A 15,175-nucleotide genomic window follows, 5' to 3' on the forward strand; every position below is an offset into this window, starting at 1 on the left:
CGGTATATATGCGATCCCCTCTCCCCTAAGGGGAGAGGGACAGGGTGAGGGGTGAAGGTTTTCTATTTCCTCGGGTAAAGCTCTTTACGCTTATAGGGCTCCGTCTCTCCCGGCTTCCGTGTTTTCAGCAGCTTCAGTATCCACGTGTACTGTTCGGTATGCGGCCCCACCAGCAGCTCTACCTCTTCATTCATGCGACGCGCGATGGTGCGATCGTCCGCGGTCAGCAGGTCGTCCATCGGCGGACGGACTTCGATGCTCAAACGATGCTTTTTACCGTCATAAACCGGGAAGAGCGGGATCACGCGGGCGCGGCAGACCTTCATCAGGCGGCCAATCGCGGGAAGCGTGGCTTTGTAGGTCGCAAAGAAGTCGACAAACTCGCTGTGCTCGGGCCCGTGGTCCTGATCCGGCAGATAGTAGCCCCAGTACCCCTGACGCACCGACTGAATAAACGGCTTGATGCCGTCGTTACGCGCATGCAAACGCCCGCCAAAACGACGGCGTACCGTATTCCAGACAAAATCGTAGATTTTATTGCCCTGGTTATGGAACATCGCCGCCATCTTCTGGCCCTGAGAGGCCATCAGCATCGCCGGAATGTCGACGCCCCAGCCGTGCGGCACGAGGAAAATGACCTTCTCGTCATTGCGACGCATTTCTTCAATGATTTCCAGCCCTTTCCAGTCAACGCGAGCGATGATTTTTTCCGGTCCTTTCAGCGCCAGCTCCGCCATCATCGCCATGGCCTGCGGTGCGGTGGTATACATCGCGTCGATGATGGCCTCGCGCTCGGCATCGCTTTTTTCAGGAAAACAGTAATAGAGGTTAATCTGCGCACGACGACGCGCGCTTTTACCTAAGCGCCCGGCCAGACGGCCTATTTTGCCCAGGACGGGATCGCGCAGTGCGGCAGGCAGCATAGCGATGCCCGCAAAGGTGTAAACCCCCAGCCAGGCGCCCCAGTTGCGCGGGTGTCGAAAGGATTTTTCAAACTCGGGAATGTATTCAATATTATTTTTTTTTGTTTCCATGCTGGTTCCAGGGTCTGGTGACGCAAAAAATTATTCAGATAGTGTAGCGAGGCAGTCGCCCGCGCACAAAAGAAAAAGCCGGCGCATACTGACACCGGCTTTTTTCACAAACAGAGAACTTAGTTTAAGCTCAGCTGCGGTATCACCTCTCTCGCCTGCGCCAGGTAATCGGAACGATCTTTACCTGTCAGGCCTTCGGTGCGCGGCAGTTTGGCCGTCAGCGGGTTCACGGCCTGCTGGTTGATCCACACTTCATAGTGCAGGTGTGGGCCAGTAGAGCGGCCGGTGTTGCCGGAGAGCGCGATACGGTCACCGCGTTTCACTTTCTGCCCCGGTTTGACCAGCAGCTTGCGCAGGTGCATATAGCGGGTGGTGTAGGTGCGACCGTGACGGATGGCCACGTAATAACCCGCTGCACCGCTGCGTTTTGCCATCACCACTTCGCCATCGCCAACGGACAGCACCGGCGTGCCCTGCGGCATCGCGAAGTCTACCCCGCGGTGAGGCGCAACGCGCCCGGTAACCGGGTTCAGACGACGCGGGTTGAAGTTAGAGGAGACGCGGAACTGTTTCGCCGTCGGGAAACGCAGGAAGCCTTTCGCAAGACCCGTACCGCTGCGGTCATAGAACTTGCCGTCTTCAGCGCGAATGGCGTAGTAATCTTTGCCCTCGGAGCGCAGACGCACCCCCAGCAGCTGGCTTTGCTCGCGCTTGCCGTCCAGCATTTCGCGGGACATCAGGACGGAAAACTCGTCGCCTTTCTTGAGCTTACGGAAATCCATCTGCCACTGCATGGCTTTGATCACCGCGCTGATTTCACCGCTGGTCAGGCCCGCATCACGGGCGCTGGAAACAAAACTTCCGCCGACGGTGCCTTTCATCACGCTGTTCACCCAGTCGCCTTTCTGCATTTCGCTGGTCATTTTGAAACCGTTTGCAGTGCGGTCGTAGGTGCGGGTTTCGCGGCGGGACATTTCCCAGGTCAAGCGCTGAAGATCGCCATCCGCCGTTAATGTCCAGGAGAGCTGTTGCCCGATTTTCAGGTTACGCAGGTCTTTATCCGCAGCGGCCAGCTGGCTGATATTGCCCATGTCGATACCGTACTGGTTAAGCACGCTGCTCAGCGTGTCACCGGTAGAGACAACGTATTCGTGGATCCCCGCTTCGTTCTCGGTTTTATCGTCCAGTTCATCCTGAGGGATAGCTTCATCTTCCTGAGCGGCCTGGTCGATAGGCTCGCTGGCTTCAGGTAGCAAAGATCGGATCTCGCTCTTTTCAAGCTCGATGGTTTTTATGATCGGGGCAGAACTCGGGTGGTAAACATAGGGCCGCCAGACGGCGACCGCTAAGGTGAGAACTGTAAGCGACCCCAGCATAACGCGGTGGGGTCGAGGCAGATTGTTAAATGCCAGGGCGACAGAGCGGGCTATCTGTTGCACGTATTCACTTCCTCGTTAATCTCCTTTCAGGCAGCTCGCATACTGGTTCGCCAGTTGGCTGAGGAACTGCGAGTAGCTCGCTTTGCTCAACTGGATATTCGTACCTAGCGGGTCAAGGGTTCCCATGCGCACGGATGTTCCCCTGGCCACGGCTTCTACGACCGCTGGCCTGAACTGTGGCTCAGCAAAAACGCATGTCGCTTTCTGCTCAACCAACTGTGTTCTGATTTCATGTAAACGCTGCGCACCAGGTTGAATTTCAGGGTTGACGGTAAAGTGCCCAAGCGGGGTCAGGCCGTAGTGTTTTTCGTAGTAGCCGTAGGCGTCATGAAAAACGAAATACCCTTTTCCTTTCAACGGTGCGAGCTCATTACCTACCTGCTTATCGGTTGCGGCTAATTGTGCCTCAAAATCCTTCAGGTTGGCGTCTAGTTTGGCTCGACTTTGCGGCATAAGTTCCACTAATTTGCCATGGATTGCAACCGCTGAAAGCCGCGCTATCTCTGGGGATAGCCAGAGATGCATGTTGTACTCGCCGTGATGGTGATCTCCATCACCTTTTTCACCCTCTGCAGCGTGATGGTCGTGTTCGTCAGCGTCATCATCCGCCCCTTTCATCAGCAGCGGTTTCACGCCGGACAGCCCGGCAATCGCGACCTGTTTTTCGCCTGGGATCTGTTTGGCGGACTTCTGCATAAACGCTTCCATCTCCGGACCAATCCAGACAACTAAGTCTGCGTTTTGTAAGCGTTTTACATCAGACGGGCGCAGCGAATAGTCATGCTCTGAAGCCCCGTCAGGGAGCAGAACCTGGGTTTCCGTTACCCCATCGGCAATGGCCGACGCGATGAATCCAAGCGGTTTAAGCGAAGCGACAACGGCAGCGTTAACATCTTGTGCGGTTGTTCCCCAAAGGGCGGTGGATAATGCTGCGAAAAGAAGCGTATTTTTATGTAACATAATGCGACTGTTCATCGTAGTGAATGCGTGGAATGTGATATTATAACATTCGTTGACTTCTTCAAGCTTAAATTGACATGACGACTCTGGTTTCTCTCGACAATATTTCGGTCTCCTTTGGCCAGCGCCGCGTCCTCTCTGACGTGTCGCTGGATTTGAAGCCCGGCAAAATTTTAACGCTGCTCGGCCCCAATGGCGCAGGTAAATCCACTCTGGTGCGCGTGGTGCTGGGTCTGGTTACACCGGATGAAGGTGTAATCACGCGCGAGGAAAAATTGCGGATCGGCTATGTGCCGCAAAAATTACATCTGGACGCCACCCTGCCGCTGACGGTAAGTCGGTTCCTGCGTCTGCGTCCCGGCACGCGAAAAGCCGATATTCTTCCGGCGCTGAAGCGCGTGCAGGCGGGGCATCTTATCGACGCGCCGCTGCAGAAACTGTCCGGCGGCGAGACGCAGCGCGTTTTGCTGGCCCGTGCGCTATTGAGCAGCCCGCAGCTGCTGGTGCTGGATGAGCCAACCCAGGGCGTGGACGTCAATGGTCAGGTCGCGCTTTATGATTTGATAGACCAGCTGCGCCGCGAACTGAACTGCGCCGTGCTGATGGTCTCCCACGACCTGCATCTGGTGATGGCGAAAACTGACGAAGTGCTGTGTCTTAACCATCACATTTGCTGTTCCGGCACGCCTGAAGTGGTCTCAATGCACCCGGAATTTATCTCCATGTTCGGCCCTCGCGGCGCTGAGCAGCTTGGCATTTATCGCCATCATCATAATCACCGCCATGATTTGCAGGGACGAATCGTTCTGCGTCGGGGAAATGGACACTCATGATTGAACTGTTACTGCCCGGCTGGCTGGCCGGGGTTATGCTTGCCTGCGCCGCGGGTCCACTCGGCTCGTTTGTGGTGTGGCGCAGAATGTCTTACTTCGGTGATACCCTGGCGCACGCGTCGCTGCTGGGCGTTGCCTTTGGTTTGCTGCTGGATGTGAATCCCTTCTACGCGGTGGTTGTGGTCACGCTGCTGCTGGCGGCCGGTCTGGTCTGGCTGGAGAAGCGCCCTCACCTCGCCATTGATACGCTGCTTGGCATCATGGCGCACAGCGCGCTGTCGCTGGGTCTGGTCGTTGTTAGCCTGATGTCGAATATCCGCGTTGACCTGATGGCCTACCTGTTCGGCGATCTGCTGGCCGTGACGCCGGAAGATCTTATCGCTATCGCCACTGGCGTAGCGGTGGTGCTGGGTATTCTGCTGTGGCAGTGGCGGAATTTACTGGCAATGACCGTCAGCCCGGATCTGGCCTTCGTCGACGGCGTGAAGCTGCAGCGCGTGAAGCTGCTGCTGATGCTGGTGACGGCGTTAACCATCGGTGTGGCGATGAAGTTCGTCGGCGCGCTGATTATCACGTCGCTGCTGATCATCCCTGCCGCCACGGCGCGTCGCTTTGCCCGTACGCCAGAGCAGATGGCCGGTGTGGCCGTGATTATCGGGATGATTGCGGTAACGGGCGGGTTAACCTTCTCGGCGTTTTATGACACGCCGGCGGGGCCGTCGGTGGTGTTGTGTGCAGCGGTGCTGTTTATTTTTAGTATGATGAAGAAGACCGCAAATTAACATCGAGGGCGCTGATGCCCTCACCCTGGCCCTCTCCCACAGGGAGAGGGAACAATGGATTACGGCATTGCCGGTGGCGTAATGCCGAAATGATTCCACGCCCGCACCGTCGCCATTCGGCCACGCGGCGTGCGCTGTAAGAAGCCCTGCTGGATCAGATACGGCTCCAGCACGTCCTCAATGGTCTCGCGCTCCTCGCCGATTGCCGCCGCCAGGTTATCCAGGCCAACCGGTCCGCCAAAGAACTTATCCAGCACCGCCAGCAGCAGCTTGCGGTCCATATAGTCAAAGCCTTCGGCATCGACGTTCAGCATATCCAGCGCCTGGGCGGCAATCTCTGCCGATATGGTACCATCGTGCTTCACCTCGGCGAAGTCACGCACGCGACGCAGCAGGCGGTTGGCAATACGCGGCGTCCCACGGGAGCGCTTCGCCACCTCAAATGCACCCTCTTCACTCATATCCAGCCCCATGTAGCGCGCGCTGCGGCCAACGATATGCTGGAGGTCCGGCACCTGATAAAACTCCAGACGCTGTACAATACCGAAGCGATCCCGCAGTGGAGAGGTTAACGACCCGGCGCGCGTCGTGGCGCCAATCAGGGTAAACGGCGGCAGATCGATTTTGATGGAGCGCGCGGCCGGGCCTTCGCCGATCATGATATCTAGCTGGTAATCTTCCATCGCCGGATAGAGCACCTCTTCCACTATGGGCGACAGGCGGTGGATTTCGTCAATAAACAGCACGTCATGCGGTTCAAGGTTGGTCAGCATCGCCGCCAGATCGCCCGCTTTCTCCAGCACCGGGCCGGAGGTGGTGCGCAGATTCACGCCCATTTCGTTGGCGACGATATTCGCCAGGGTGGTTTTCCCTAACCCCGGCGGGCCAAAAATCAGCAGGTGATCGAGTGCATCGCCGCGCAGCTTTGCCGCCTGGATGAAAATCTCCATCTGGGAACGAACCTGCGGCTGGCCGATGTACTCATCAAGCAGCTTCGGGCGGATCGCACGATCCACCACGTCTTCTGCCTGAAGGGTGCCTGCCGATACCAGGCGATCTGCTTCAATCATCCTTTACCTCACAATGCAGCGCGCAGCGCTTCACGAATCAGGGTTTCACTGCTGGCGTCCGGTTTAGCAATTTTGCTCACCATCCGGCTGGCCTCCTGAGGTTTATAGCCCAGCGCCACCAGCGCGGCAACCGCTTCCTGCTCGGCGTCATCATCAGAGGCAGGCGCACCAGGAGCAGTCAGAACCAAATCGGCGGCCGGGGTGAACAGATCGCCGTGAAGACCTTTAAAGCGGTCTTTCATTTCGACGATCAGACGTTCGGCGGTTTTCTTACCGATGCCCGGAAGCTTAATCAGCGCCGCGGGATCTTCGCGCTCAACGGCATTCACAAACTGCGGAGCGGACATGCCGGACAAAATCGCCAGCGCCAGCTTCGGCCCCACACCGTTGGTTTTAATCAGCTCGCGGAACAGGGTGCGTTCCTGCTTGTTGTTAAAGCCGTACAGCAGCTGAGCATCTTCACGCACCACAAACTGGGTAAAGACAATCGCCTCTTTGCCCGCGTCCGGCAGCTCGTAGAAGCAGGTCATCGGCATATGGACTTCATAGCCCACGCCCCCCACTTCCAGCAGCACTAACGGGGGTTGTTTTTCAATGATGATGCCTCTGAGTCTGCCTATCACGTGACGCTCCTGCGTTCTGGAAGAAATTAACTGCCGACATAATAAAAAAAGGCTGGATAAACATCCAGCCTGATTTCTGATTATCGTAACCTGCCTCGCGCCAGATTGAGCCGCGACTCGCTCATTTGCATCGCGTTCTGGCTGACGTGACAGTGGGTAATCGCAATCGCCAGCGCATCGGCGGCGTCGGCCTGCGGGTTCGCGGGAAGCTTCAGAAGGGTGCGCACCATGTGCTGCACCTGGCTCTTCTCCGCGCTACCAATCCCCACCACCGTCTGCTTAACCTGACGCGCGGCGTATTCGAACACCGGGAGATCCTGGTTCACGGCGGCTACAATCGCCACCCCGCGCGCCTGACCGAGCTTCAGCGCCGAGTCCGCGTTCTTCGCCATAAAGACCTGCTCGATGGCGAAATAGTCCGGCTGGAACTGAGTGATAATCTCCGACACGCCCGCATAGATGAGCTTCAGGCGCGACGGCAGATCGTCCACTTTGGTGCGAATACATCCACTGCCGAGGTAGGTCAGCTGGCGTCCCACCTGACGGATAACGCCATAGCCGGTGACGCGTGAGCCGGGGTCAATCCCGAGGATAATCGACATCACGCGTCTCCCGTAAACGGTTTACAGGCTCTCATCAGAGAGTCGCTGCAACCTCATCAGAGATTTCACCGTTGTGGTACACTTCCTGCACGTCGTCGCAGTCTTCGAGCATGTCGATCAGACGCAGCAGTTTCGGTGCGGTTTCCGCATCCATATCCGCTTTGGTGGACGGGATCATGGAGACTTCGGCGTTATCCGCTTTCAGGCCCGCAGCTTCCAGCGCATCGCGCACGGCGCCCATCTCTTCCCACGCGGTGTAGACGTCAATGGCGCCATCATCGTAGGTCACCACGTCTTCCGCACCCGCTTCCAGCGCCGCTTCCATGATCGCATCTTCGTCGCCTTTCTCGAAGGAGATGACGCCTTTTTTGCTGAACAGGTAAGCTACGGAACCGTCAGTGCCCAGGTTGCCACCGGTTTTGGTGAACGCGTGGCGCACTTCTGCAACGGTACGGTTACGGTTGTCAGACAGACATTCAACCATCACCGCAGTACCGCCAGGGCCGTAACCTTCATAAATGATGGTTTCCATGTTCGCGTCTTCATCACCGCCCACGCCACGTGCAATCGCACGGTTCAGGGTGTCACGCGTCATGTTGTTGGACAGGGCTTTATCCACCGCCGCGCGCAGGCGCGGGTTAGAGGCCGGATCGCCGCCGCCCAGACGTGCCGCTGTCACCAGCTCACGAATAATTTTGGTAAAGATCTTACCGCGCTTGGCATCCTGTGCCGCTTTGCGGTGTTTGGTGTTGGCCCACTTACTATGACCTGCCATAAAAAGTTCTCCAAAAATCGCGCCTTCTCAGGCCGCGTTAATTACAAATTCTTCAATCGCCTGCCGGTTGCTCCACGACTTGGTCAGTGCGGCGGCATCCGCCGCGTTCACCCAGCGGTAGTTCAGGTGTTCGGTAAACACGATCTCCCGCTCATGGGGGAGCGCGAGACAGAACCACGACTCCGTGTTGCGCTCAATGCCCGGCGCATAGCGATGACGTAAATGGCTAAAAATTTCAAACTCCACCGTGCGCTGACAGTCCTTCAGGGTCAGTTGCTCATGAGCAACATCAATGGTGACCTCTTCCTTTACTTCACGCGCGGCGGCCTGCGGCGCGGTCTCCCCCTCTTCCAGGCTGCCGGTAACCGACTGCCAGAAATCAGGATCGTCGCGCCGCTGCAACATCAGCACCCGCTTCGTGTCTTCTGCATAAATGACCACCAGGACAGAAACGGGAAGCTTATATGCCATATCAGTTTTTCTCTTCCTTCTTCACCACTTCAATGCCCAGCTCGGCCAGCGCTGCCGGGTTGGCAAAGCTTGGCGCTTCGGTCATCAGACACGCTGCGGCAGTGGTTTTCGGGAAGGCAATAACATCACGAATGTTATCGGTGCCGGTCAGCAGCATGGTCAGACGGTCAAGACCGAAGGCCAGACCCGCGTGCGGCGGCGTGCCGTATTTCAGCGCGTCCAGCAGGAAGCCAAACTTCTCGCGCTGCTCCTGCTCGTTAATGCCCAGAATGCCGAACACGGTCTGCTGCATGTCACCGCTGTGAATACGCACGGAACCGCCGCCCACTTCGTAGCCGTTGATGACCATGTCGTAGGCATTCGCAACCGCATCTTCCGGTGCCGCTTTCAGCTCTGCCGCCGTCATGTCTTTTGGCGAGGTGAACGGGTGGTGCATTGCGGTCAGGCCGCCTTCACCGTCGTCTTCAAACATTGGGAAGTCGATAACCCACAGCGGCGCCCATTTGGTTTCGTCGGTCAGGTTCAGGTCTTTGCCGAGCTTCAGACGCAGCGCGCCCATCGCATCCGCAACGACTTTCTTGTTGTCTGCGCCGAAGAAGATCATGTCGCCGTCCTGCGCACCGGTGCGCTCAAGGATCGCTTCCACGATGTCCGCGTTCAGGAACTTCGCTACCGGGCTGGTGATCCCTTCCAGACCTTTCGCGCGCTCGGTCACTTTAATATAGGCCAGGCCTTTCGCGCCGTAGATCTTAATAAAGTTGCCGTAGTCATCAATCTGCTTACGGCTCAGCGCCGCGCCGCCCGGCACGCGCAGGGCAGCCACGCGGCCTTTCGGATCGTTAGCCGGGCCCGCGAATACCGCGAACTCAACGGCTTTCACCAGGTCTGCCACGTCCACCAGCTCCATCGGGTTACGCAGGTCTGGCTTGTCGGAGCCGTAGCGACGTTCCGCTTCGGCGAAGGTCATGATCGGGAAATCGCCCAGCTCAACGCCTTTCACGTCGTTCCACAGGCTACGCACCAGAGCTTCCATCACCTCACGCACCTGTTCGGCGGTCATGAAGGAAGTTTCCACGTCGATCTGGGTAAATTCTGGCTGACGGTCAGCGCGCAGGTCTTCATCGCGGAAGCACTTAACGATTTGATAATAGCGATCGAAGCCGGACATCATCAGCAGCTGTTTGAACAGCTGCGGTGACTGCGGCAGCGCGTAGAATTTGCCTTTATGAACGCGGGATGGCACCAGGTAATCGCGCGCGCCTTCCGGCGTGGCTTTGGTCAGCATCGGGGTTTCGATATCGAGGAAACCGTGGTCATCCATAAAGCGACGCACCAGGCTGGTGATTTTCGCACGGGTTTTCAGGCGCTGGGCCATTTCCGGACGACGCAGATCCAGGTAGCGGTATTTCAGACGCGCTTCTTCAGTGTTGACGTGGTTGGAGTCCAGCGGCAGCGCTTCAGCACGGTTGATGATAACCAGATCGGAGGCCAGCACTTCGATAGCGCCCGTCGCCATGTCGGCGTTAACGTTTTTCTCGTCACGCGCACGCACGGTGCCGGTGACCTGAATGCAGAACTCATTACGCAGTTCAGAAGCCAGCTTCAGCGCTTCTGCGCGATCCGGGTCGAAGAACACCTGAACGATACCTTCACGGTCGCGCATATCGATAAAGATAAGGCTACCAAGATCACGACGACGGTTGACCCAACCACACAGGGTGACCTGCTGTCCGACGTGGGACTGACGCAGCTGCCCGCAATATTCTGTACGCATGAGATATCCCTTAATTAGCCGCAGGCTAAATGTCGCCTGGTATGCAGGCTACTATGTCGCAGCTTTCTGTATGTCACAACTGGATGAAAAAAGGCGGCTATTATACTGGAAATTCCGCCGGACGATAAGAGCGAACCACCGCCAGACGGTCGTTTGCTGCACTCTTATTGCGCATTCTCACAAAAATTAACAAAATTATCCGACCGATAACAGGTCATCACGTCGTAAGGTGTTACGGAAGTGATTAATTTACCTGGAGTGACGATGTTAACACTTGATGCCCGCAAAACCGCGCTTGTGGTGATTGATTTACAGGAAGGGATCCTACCCTTCGCCGGTGGCCCACACGCAGCGGATGAAGTCGTCAGCCGCGCCGCTCGCCTGGCCGAGAAATGCCGCGCCAGCGGTGCCCCTGTGGTCATGGTGCGCGTCGGCTGGTCCGCTGATTTCGCCGAGGCGTTAAAACAGCCCGTTGATGCCCAGGCGCCCGCGCATGCCCTGCCGGAAAACTGGTGGACGTACCCTGTGTCGCTCGGAAAGCGCGACAGCGATATCGAAGTGACCAAACGCCAGTGGGGCGCCTTCTACGGGACCGACCTTGAGCTGCAGCTCCGCCGCCGCGGTATCGACACCCTTATTCTGTGCGGCATATCCACCAACATCGGCGTGGAATCCACCGCCCGTAACGCCTGGGAGCTGGGCTTTAACCTGGTGATTGCCGAAGATGCCTGCAGCGCGGCCTCCGCGGAACAGCATCAGGGCAGCATGATCCATATCTTCCCGCGCATCGGACGCGTGCGCAGCACGGATGAGATTTTAAGCGCGCTATGATGTACGTGGGCCTGCCCCAGTGGTCGCACCCGAAATGGGTGCGCCTGGGCATTACCAGCCTTGAAGAGTATGCCCGACACTTCAACTGCGTCGAGGGTAACACCACGCTGTACGCCCTGCCCCGCCCGGAGATTGTCGAACGCTGGCGGGAGCAAACGACGGACGATTTCCGCTTCTGCTTTAAGTTTCCGGCGACCATCTCCCACCAGGCCGCGCTGCGCAACTGCGGGGACTTAACGGAAGAATTTTTCACGCGCATGTCGCCGCTGGCTAACCGCATCGGGCAATACTGGCTCCAGCTTCCCGCCACCTTTGGCCCGCGCGACCTGACCGCGCTGTGGCAGTTCCTCGATGCCCTGCCCCGCGACTTCACCTACGGCGTTGAAGTCCGGCACCAGGAGTTCTTTGCGAAGGGCGAAGCCGAGAAAGCGCTCAACCGCGGCCTGCTGGATCGTTCCGTTAACCGCGTGATCCTTGACAGTCGCCCGGTGCACAGTGCGGTACCGCATAACGAGGCCATCGTTGAAGCTCAGCGTAAAAAACCGAAAGTGCCGGTTCACGCCATCGTGACCGCGCAGAACCCGATGGTTCGGTTTATCGGCAGCGACAATATGCAGCAAAATCAGGCGATGTTCGCCGTCTGGCTGCAAAAACTCGCGAACTGGGAGCACACCACCACGCCGTACCTCTTTTTGCATACGCCGGATATCGCTCAGGCGCCCGAACTGGTCGATGCTCTGTGGCAGGCCTTGCAGGCTGCGGTGCCGTCCGTGGGCAGCGCCCCTTCCATCCCACAACAATCTTCTCTTTTCTGATATCACCCCCTATCATAGTGAAGTGCCATCTGCCAAAAACAGGGAGTTAGTATGGTCAGCGCGCTGTATGCGGTGTTAGGTGCATTACTGCTGATTAAATTTTCATTTGATGTTGTGCGCCTGAGGATGCAGTACCGCGTCTCTTACGGCGACGGCGGTTTCTCCGAACTGCAAAGCGCTATCCGCATTCACGGTAATGCGGTGGAATACATTCCCGTGGCCCTCATCCTGCTGCTGTTTATGGAGATGAATGGCGCGGAAACCTGGATGGTGCATATTTGTGGCCTGATGCTGATTGCCGGCCGGTTAATGCATTATTACGGCTTTCACCACCGTTTATTCCGCTGGCGTCGTTCCGGCATGAGCGCGACCTGGTGTTCGCTTTTGCTGATGGTGCTGGCTAACCTGTGGTATATGCCGTGGGAGTTGGTTTTCTCACTCCATTAGCGCACAATACGCCACTTTATTTTTCCCGGATTTTTACGTTATGTCAGATCGCGACACGCTTTTTTCCGCGCCTATCGCCAGCCTGGGCGACTGGACCTTCGATGAACGGGTAGCCGAAGTCTTCCCGGATATGATCCAGCGCTCTGTTCCCGGTTATTCCAATATTATCTCAATGATCGGTATGCTGGCTGAGCGCTTCGTTCAACCCGGCACGCAGGTCTACGACCTGGGCTGCTCGCTCGGCGCGGCAACGCTGTCGGTACGTCGTAACATTCACCACGATGGCTGCCGAATCATTGCCGTCGATAACTCCCCGGCCATGGTGGAACGCTGCCGTCGCCATATTGACGCGTACAAAGCGCCCGTTCCGGTGGACGTGGTGGAAGGCGATATCCGTGAGATCGAGATTAACAACGCCTCGATGGTGGTGCTGAATTTTACCCTGCAGTTCCTGGTGCCTGAAGACCGCCAGCTGCTGCTGGACAAAATTTATCAGGGGCTGAATCCCGGCGGCGCGCTGGTGCTGTCTGAGAAATTCAGCTTTGAGGATGCCAAAGTAGGCGAGCTGCTGTTCAACATGCACCACGATTTCAAACGGGCGAACGGCTACAGCGAGCTGGAGATCAGCCAGAAGCGCAGCATGCTGGAAAACGTAATGCTGACGGACTCCGTGGAAACCCATAAAGCGCGCCTGCACAAAGCCGGGTTTGAGCACAGCGAACTGTGGTTCCAGTGCTTTAACTTTGGCTCTCTGGTGGCGCTAAAAGCCGGGGATGCCGCATGATTGAATTCAGCAACTTTTATCAGCTGATTGCTAAAAATCATCTTTCCCACTGGCTGGAGACCCTGCCGGCGCAGATTGCCGCCTGGCAGCGCGACCAGCAGCACGGCCTGTTAAAGCAGTGGTCAAATGCCGTGGAGTATCTGCCGGAACTGACGCCGCATCGTCTGGACTTATTGCACAGCGTGACGGCGGAAAGCGCAGAGCCGCTCCCGGCCGGGCAGATCAACCGCATCGAAACGCTGATGCGAAATTTAATGCCGTGGCGCAAAGGGCCGTTTTCGCTGTACGGCGTGAACATCAATACCGAGTGGCGCTCAGACTGGAAGTGGGATCGCGTTCTGCCGCACCTTTCCGACCTGACCGGGCGCACCATTCTGGACGTAGGCTGCGGCAGCGGTTACCACATGTGGCGCATGATTGGCGCTGGCGCGCATCTGGCGGTCGGCATCGACCCGATGCAGCTCTTCCTGTGCCAGTTTGAAGCGGTGCGAAAACTGCTCGGCAACGACCAGCGCGCGCACCTGCTGCCGCTGGGCATAGAGCAGCTCCCGGCCCTGAAAGCCTTTGATACCGTCTTCTCCATGGGCGTGCTGTATCACCGTCGTTCCCCGCTTGAACACCTGTGGCAGCTCAAAGATCAGCTGGTCAGCGGCGGCGAGCTGGTGCTGGAAACGCTGGTGATTGAAGGCGATGAACATGCCGTGCTGGTGCCGGGCGATCGCTACGCGCAGATGCGCAACGTTTACTTCATCCCGTCCGCGCTGGCGCTGAAAAACTGGCTGGAGAAATGCGGGTTTGTGGACGTGCGCATTGCAGACGTCTGCGTGACGTCTATCCAAGAGCAGCGCCGCACCGACTGGATGATCACCGAATCGCTGGAGCAGTTCCTCGACCCGGCCGACCACAGCAAAACCGTTGAAGGCTATCCTGCACCGATGCGTGCGGTGCTGATTGCGACCAAGCCGTAGTTTTACCCCTCACCCTAACCCTCTCCCACAGGGGAGAGGGGACTGCACGGTGCGGTCTTTTCACCCTCGCCCCTTTGGGGAGAGGGGCATAGATAAAAAAAGGCCCCTGTGTAATTGGCAGGGGCCTGGTACAAGCAAGCATCATATTGGGCGACATGATGCGCGGTAAAAATCGGTACGTTGCTACACGTGATGGCGCTCAATCAGCGACTTCATTTCCGCAACCGACTCTCCCTCTACGCCGTAGCGCGAATACTCATCCGCTTCAGCATCCGTCGACATTGACAGCCCTGTATTGCGATAACGCATGGGTGAAGGTATCCATTTACCCGCAGAGCTGTGAAGCTCTTCCACCCCGGCGTTTAAAAACCGTTCCAGATTGCTGGCACGGACTCCCGCACCCGCCATTATTATTGGAACACCGGAATGTGCTTTTAGTTCCGTAATTAATTGCAGTCCTTTTTCAGCCGAAGACTGCTGCCCCGATGTCAGGACGCGCGCCACGCCAAGTTCGGCAAGCGTATCAAACGCTTGCAGGGGATCTTTGCACATATCAAACGCACGGTGAAACGTGACGGCCATTCCTTTTGCGGCATCCATCACCTGGCGCATGCGCGGCAGATCGATATGTCCGTCTTCATCAAGCAGGCCGGTCACCAGGCCGGGGAAACCCAGGTCACGAACAAGGGCGATATCTTCAAGCATGGCACTGAACTCGCCCGCCGTGTAACAAAAATCGCCGCCGCGAGGACGAATAATCGGATGTACCGGAATGGTGACCGCCTGGCGGGCAGACTTCAACACGCCGTATGAAGGCGTTAACCCCCCTTCTTTCGGGGCAGCGCACAGTTCAATACGGTCCGCTCCCATCTTTTGCGCCGTTACGGCACACTCCACGCTGTAACAACAAATCTCCAGCAACGCCATCTGCTTCTCCTTAAAATCAGCTTAACGCGCCATCATGGCA

Annotated in this window: 17 protein-coding genes; 7 read left to right on the top strand and 10 right to left on the bottom strand. The window is 57.3% G+C overall.

Going from position 1 to position 15,175, the window contains the following annotated elements; translation table 11 throughout:
* Positions 1-62: 62 nt before the first annotated feature.
* The 3 genes from lpxM to znuA all read right to left on the bottom strand — a co-directional run bounded on the left by lpxM (position 63) and on the right by znuA (position 3,433).
* Positions 63-1,034, bottom strand: coding sequence for a lauroyl-Kdo(2)-lipid IV(A) myristoyltransferase (lpxM, locus tag USG84_RS07460; protein ID WP_253542554.1), 972 nt, complete (start codon positions 1,032-1,034; stop codon positions 63-65).
* A gap of 119 nt (positions 1,035-1,153) precedes the next feature.
* The gene (gene mepM, locus USG84_RS07465) at positions 1,154-2,473 is read right to left on the bottom strand and encodes a murein DD-endopeptidase MepM (protein WP_028013619.1); all 1,320 of its coding nucleotides are present in this window, start codon (positions 2,471-2,473) and stop codon (positions 1,154-1,156) included.
* 15 nt (positions 2,474-2,488) lie between these two features.
* Entirely contained in the window at positions 2,489-3,433 is a 945-nt protein-coding gene (znuA, locus tag USG84_RS07470) for a zinc ABC transporter substrate-binding protein ZnuA (protein ID WP_151412610.1), read from the bottom strand.
* 77 nt (positions 3,434-3,510) lie between these two features.
* Between znuA and znuC the strand changes: the two genes are divergently transcribed.
* Positions 3,511-4,266 carry a zinc ABC transporter ATP-binding protein ZnuC gene (gene znuC / locus USG84_RS07475; RefSeq protein ID WP_014884314.1) on the top strand — a complete coding sequence of 252 codons (756 nt, stop codon included), beginning with the start codon at positions 3,511-3,513 and terminating at the stop codon, positions 4,264-4,266.
* Positions 4,263-5,048 carry a zinc ABC transporter permease subunit ZnuB gene (znuB, locus tag USG84_RS07480; protein ID WP_151412595.1) on the top strand — a complete coding sequence of 262 codons (786 nt, stop codon included), beginning with the start codon at positions 4,263-4,265 and terminating at the stop codon, positions 5,046-5,048. Before znuC ends, znuB begins: the two co-directional genes overlap by 4 nt.
* Positions 5,049-5,107: 59 nt before the next feature.
* Here the strand turns inward: znuB and ruvB are convergent, their stop codons facing one another.
* The 6 genes from ruvB to aspS form a co-directional block, all read right to left on the bottom strand.
* Complete coding sequence (gene ruvB / locus USG84_RS07485; protein WP_061097874.1) at positions 5,108-6,118, bottom strand: Holliday junction branch migration DNA helicase RuvB; 1,011 nt, start codon at positions 6,116-6,118, stop codon at positions 5,108-5,110.
* A gap of 8 nt (positions 6,119-6,126) precedes the next feature.
* Positions 6,127-6,741, bottom strand: coding sequence for a Holliday junction branch migration protein RuvA (gene ruvA, locus USG84_RS07490; protein ID WP_061097873.1), 615 nt, complete (start codon positions 6,739-6,741; stop codon positions 6,127-6,129).
* Positions 6,742-6,821: 80 nt separating this feature from the next.
* Complete coding sequence (gene ruvC, locus USG84_RS07495) at positions 6,822-7,343, bottom strand: crossover junction endodeoxyribonuclease RuvC (RefSeq protein WP_003859749.1); 522 nt, start codon at positions 7,341-7,343, stop codon at positions 6,822-6,824.
* A gap of 34 nt (positions 7,344-7,377) precedes the next feature.
* The gene (locus USG84_RS07500) at positions 7,378-8,118 is read right to left on the bottom strand and encodes a YebC/PmpR family DNA-binding transcriptional regulator (protein WP_003859747.1); all 741 of its coding nucleotides are present in this window, start codon (positions 8,116-8,118) and stop codon (positions 7,378-7,380) included.
* 27 nt (positions 8,119-8,145) lie between these two features.
* Positions 8,146-8,589 carry a dihydroneopterin triphosphate diphosphatase gene (gene nudB, locus USG84_RS07505; protein ID WP_059353978.1) on the bottom strand — a complete coding sequence of 148 codons (444 nt, stop codon included), beginning with the start codon at positions 8,587-8,589 and terminating at the stop codon, positions 8,146-8,148.
* Between the two features lies 1 nt (position 8,590).
* Positions 8,591-10,363, bottom strand: coding sequence for an aspartate--tRNA ligase (gene aspS, locus USG84_RS07510; protein WP_061097871.1), 1,773 nt, complete (start codon positions 10,361-10,363; stop codon positions 8,591-8,593).
* A 264-nt stretch (positions 10,364-10,627) separates the two neighbouring features.
* Between aspS and USG84_RS07515 the strand changes: the two genes are divergently transcribed.
* The 5 genes from USG84_RS07515 to cmoB are packed head-to-tail and all read left to right on the top strand — an operon-like array spanning position 10,628 to position 14,208.
* Positions 10,628-11,194 (top strand): hydrolase, encoded by a 567-nt coding sequence (locus USG84_RS07515; RefSeq protein ID WP_151412594.1) that lies wholly within the window; start codon positions 10,628-10,630, stop codon positions 11,192-11,194.
* Entirely contained in the window at positions 11,191-12,009 is an 819-nt protein-coding gene (locus USG84_RS07520; RefSeq protein ID WP_151412593.1) for a DUF72 domain-containing protein, read from the top strand. Before USG84_RS07515 ends, USG84_RS07520 begins: the two co-directional genes overlap by 4 nt.
* Positions 12,010-12,060: 51 nt before the next feature.
* Positions 12,061-12,456, top strand: coding sequence for an MAPEG family protein (locus USG84_RS07525; RefSeq protein ID WP_028013630.1), 396 nt, complete (start codon positions 12,061-12,063; stop codon positions 12,454-12,456).
* Positions 12,457-12,496: 40 nt separating this feature from the next.
* Complete coding sequence (gene cmoA, locus USG84_RS07530) at positions 12,497-13,240, top strand: carboxy-S-adenosyl-L-methionine synthase CmoA (protein ID WP_045260318.1); 744 nt, start codon at positions 12,497-12,499, stop codon at positions 13,238-13,240.
* On the top strand, positions 13,237-14,208 hold the full coding sequence (gene cmoB / locus USG84_RS07535; protein ID WP_151412592.1) for a tRNA 5-methoxyuridine(34)/uridine 5-oxyacetic acid(34) synthase CmoB: 972 nt from the start codon (positions 13,237-13,239) through the stop codon (positions 14,206-14,208). Before cmoA ends, cmoB begins: the two co-directional genes overlap by 4 nt.
* 183 nt (positions 14,209-14,391) lie before the next feature.
* Here the strand turns inward: cmoB and cutC are convergent, their stop codons facing one another.
* Positions 14,392-15,135 carry a copper homeostasis protein CutC gene (cutC, locus tag USG84_RS07540; protein WP_253542563.1) on the bottom strand — a complete coding sequence of 248 codons (744 nt, stop codon included), beginning with the start codon at positions 15,133-15,135 and terminating at the stop codon, positions 14,392-14,394.
* Between the last annotated feature and the right edge of the window lie 40 nt (positions 15,136-15,175).

Source organism: Enterobacter sp. 168J2 (assembly GCF_034107265.1).
Lineage (GTDB): Bacteria > Pseudomonadota > Gammaproteobacteria > Enterobacterales > Enterobacteriaceae > Enterobacter > Enterobacter nematophilus.

Bases quoted from the DNA above. Each gene is read 5' to 3' on its own strand.
- cutC (WP_253542563.1), bottom strand. From the start codon at position 15,135: ATGGCGTTGCTGGAGATTTGTTGTTACAGCGTGGAGTGTGCCGTAACG.
- znuA (WP_151412610.1), bottom strand. From the start codon at position 3,433: ATGTTACATAAAAATACGCTTCTTTTCGCAGCATTATCCACCGCCCTT.
- aspS (WP_061097871.1), bottom strand. From the start codon at position 10,363: ATGCGTACAGAATATTGCGGGCAGCTGCGTCAGTCCCACGTCGGACAG.
- ruvB (WP_061097874.1), bottom strand. From the start codon at position 6,118: ATGATTGAAGCAGATCGCCTGGTATCGGCAGGCACCCTTCAGGCAGAA.
- znuC (WP_014884314.1), top strand. From the start codon at position 3,511: ATGACGACTCTGGTTTCTCTCGACAATATTTCGGTCTCCTTTGGCCAG.
- USG84_RS07515 (WP_151412594.1), top strand. From the start codon at position 10,628: ATGTTAACACTTGATGCCCGCAAAACCGCGCTTGTGGTGATTGATTTA.
- USG84_RS07520 (WP_151412593.1), top strand. From the start codon at position 11,191: ATGATGTACGTGGGCCTGCCCCAGTGGTCGCACCCGAAATGGGTGCGC.
- lpxM (WP_253542554.1), bottom strand. From the start codon at position 1,034: ATGGAAACAAAAAAAAATAATATTGAATACATTCCCGAGTTTGAAAAA.
- ruvC (WP_003859749.1), bottom strand. From the start codon at position 7,343: ATGTCGATTATCCTCGGGATTGACCCCGGCTCACGCGTCACCGGCTAT.
- cmoB (WP_151412592.1), top strand. From the start codon at position 13,237: ATGATTGAATTCAGCAACTTTTATCAGCTGATTGCTAAAAATCATCTT.
- znuB (WP_151412595.1), top strand. From the start codon at position 4,263: ATGATTGAACTGTTACTGCCCGGCTGGCTGGCCGGGGTTATGCTTGCC.
- cmoA (WP_045260318.1), top strand. From the start codon at position 12,497: ATGTCAGATCGCGACACGCTTTTTTCCGCGCCTATCGCCAGCCTGGGC.
- USG84_RS07500 (WP_003859747.1), bottom strand. From the start codon at position 8,118: ATGGCAGGTCATAGTAAGTGGGCCAACACCAAACACCGCAAAGCGGCA.
- USG84_RS07525 (WP_028013630.1), top strand. From the start codon at position 12,061: ATGGTCAGCGCGCTGTATGCGGTGTTAGGTGCATTACTGCTGATTAAA.
- nudB (WP_059353978.1), bottom strand. From the start codon at position 8,589: ATGGCATATAAGCTTCCCGTTTCTGTCCTGGTGGTCATTTATGCAGAA.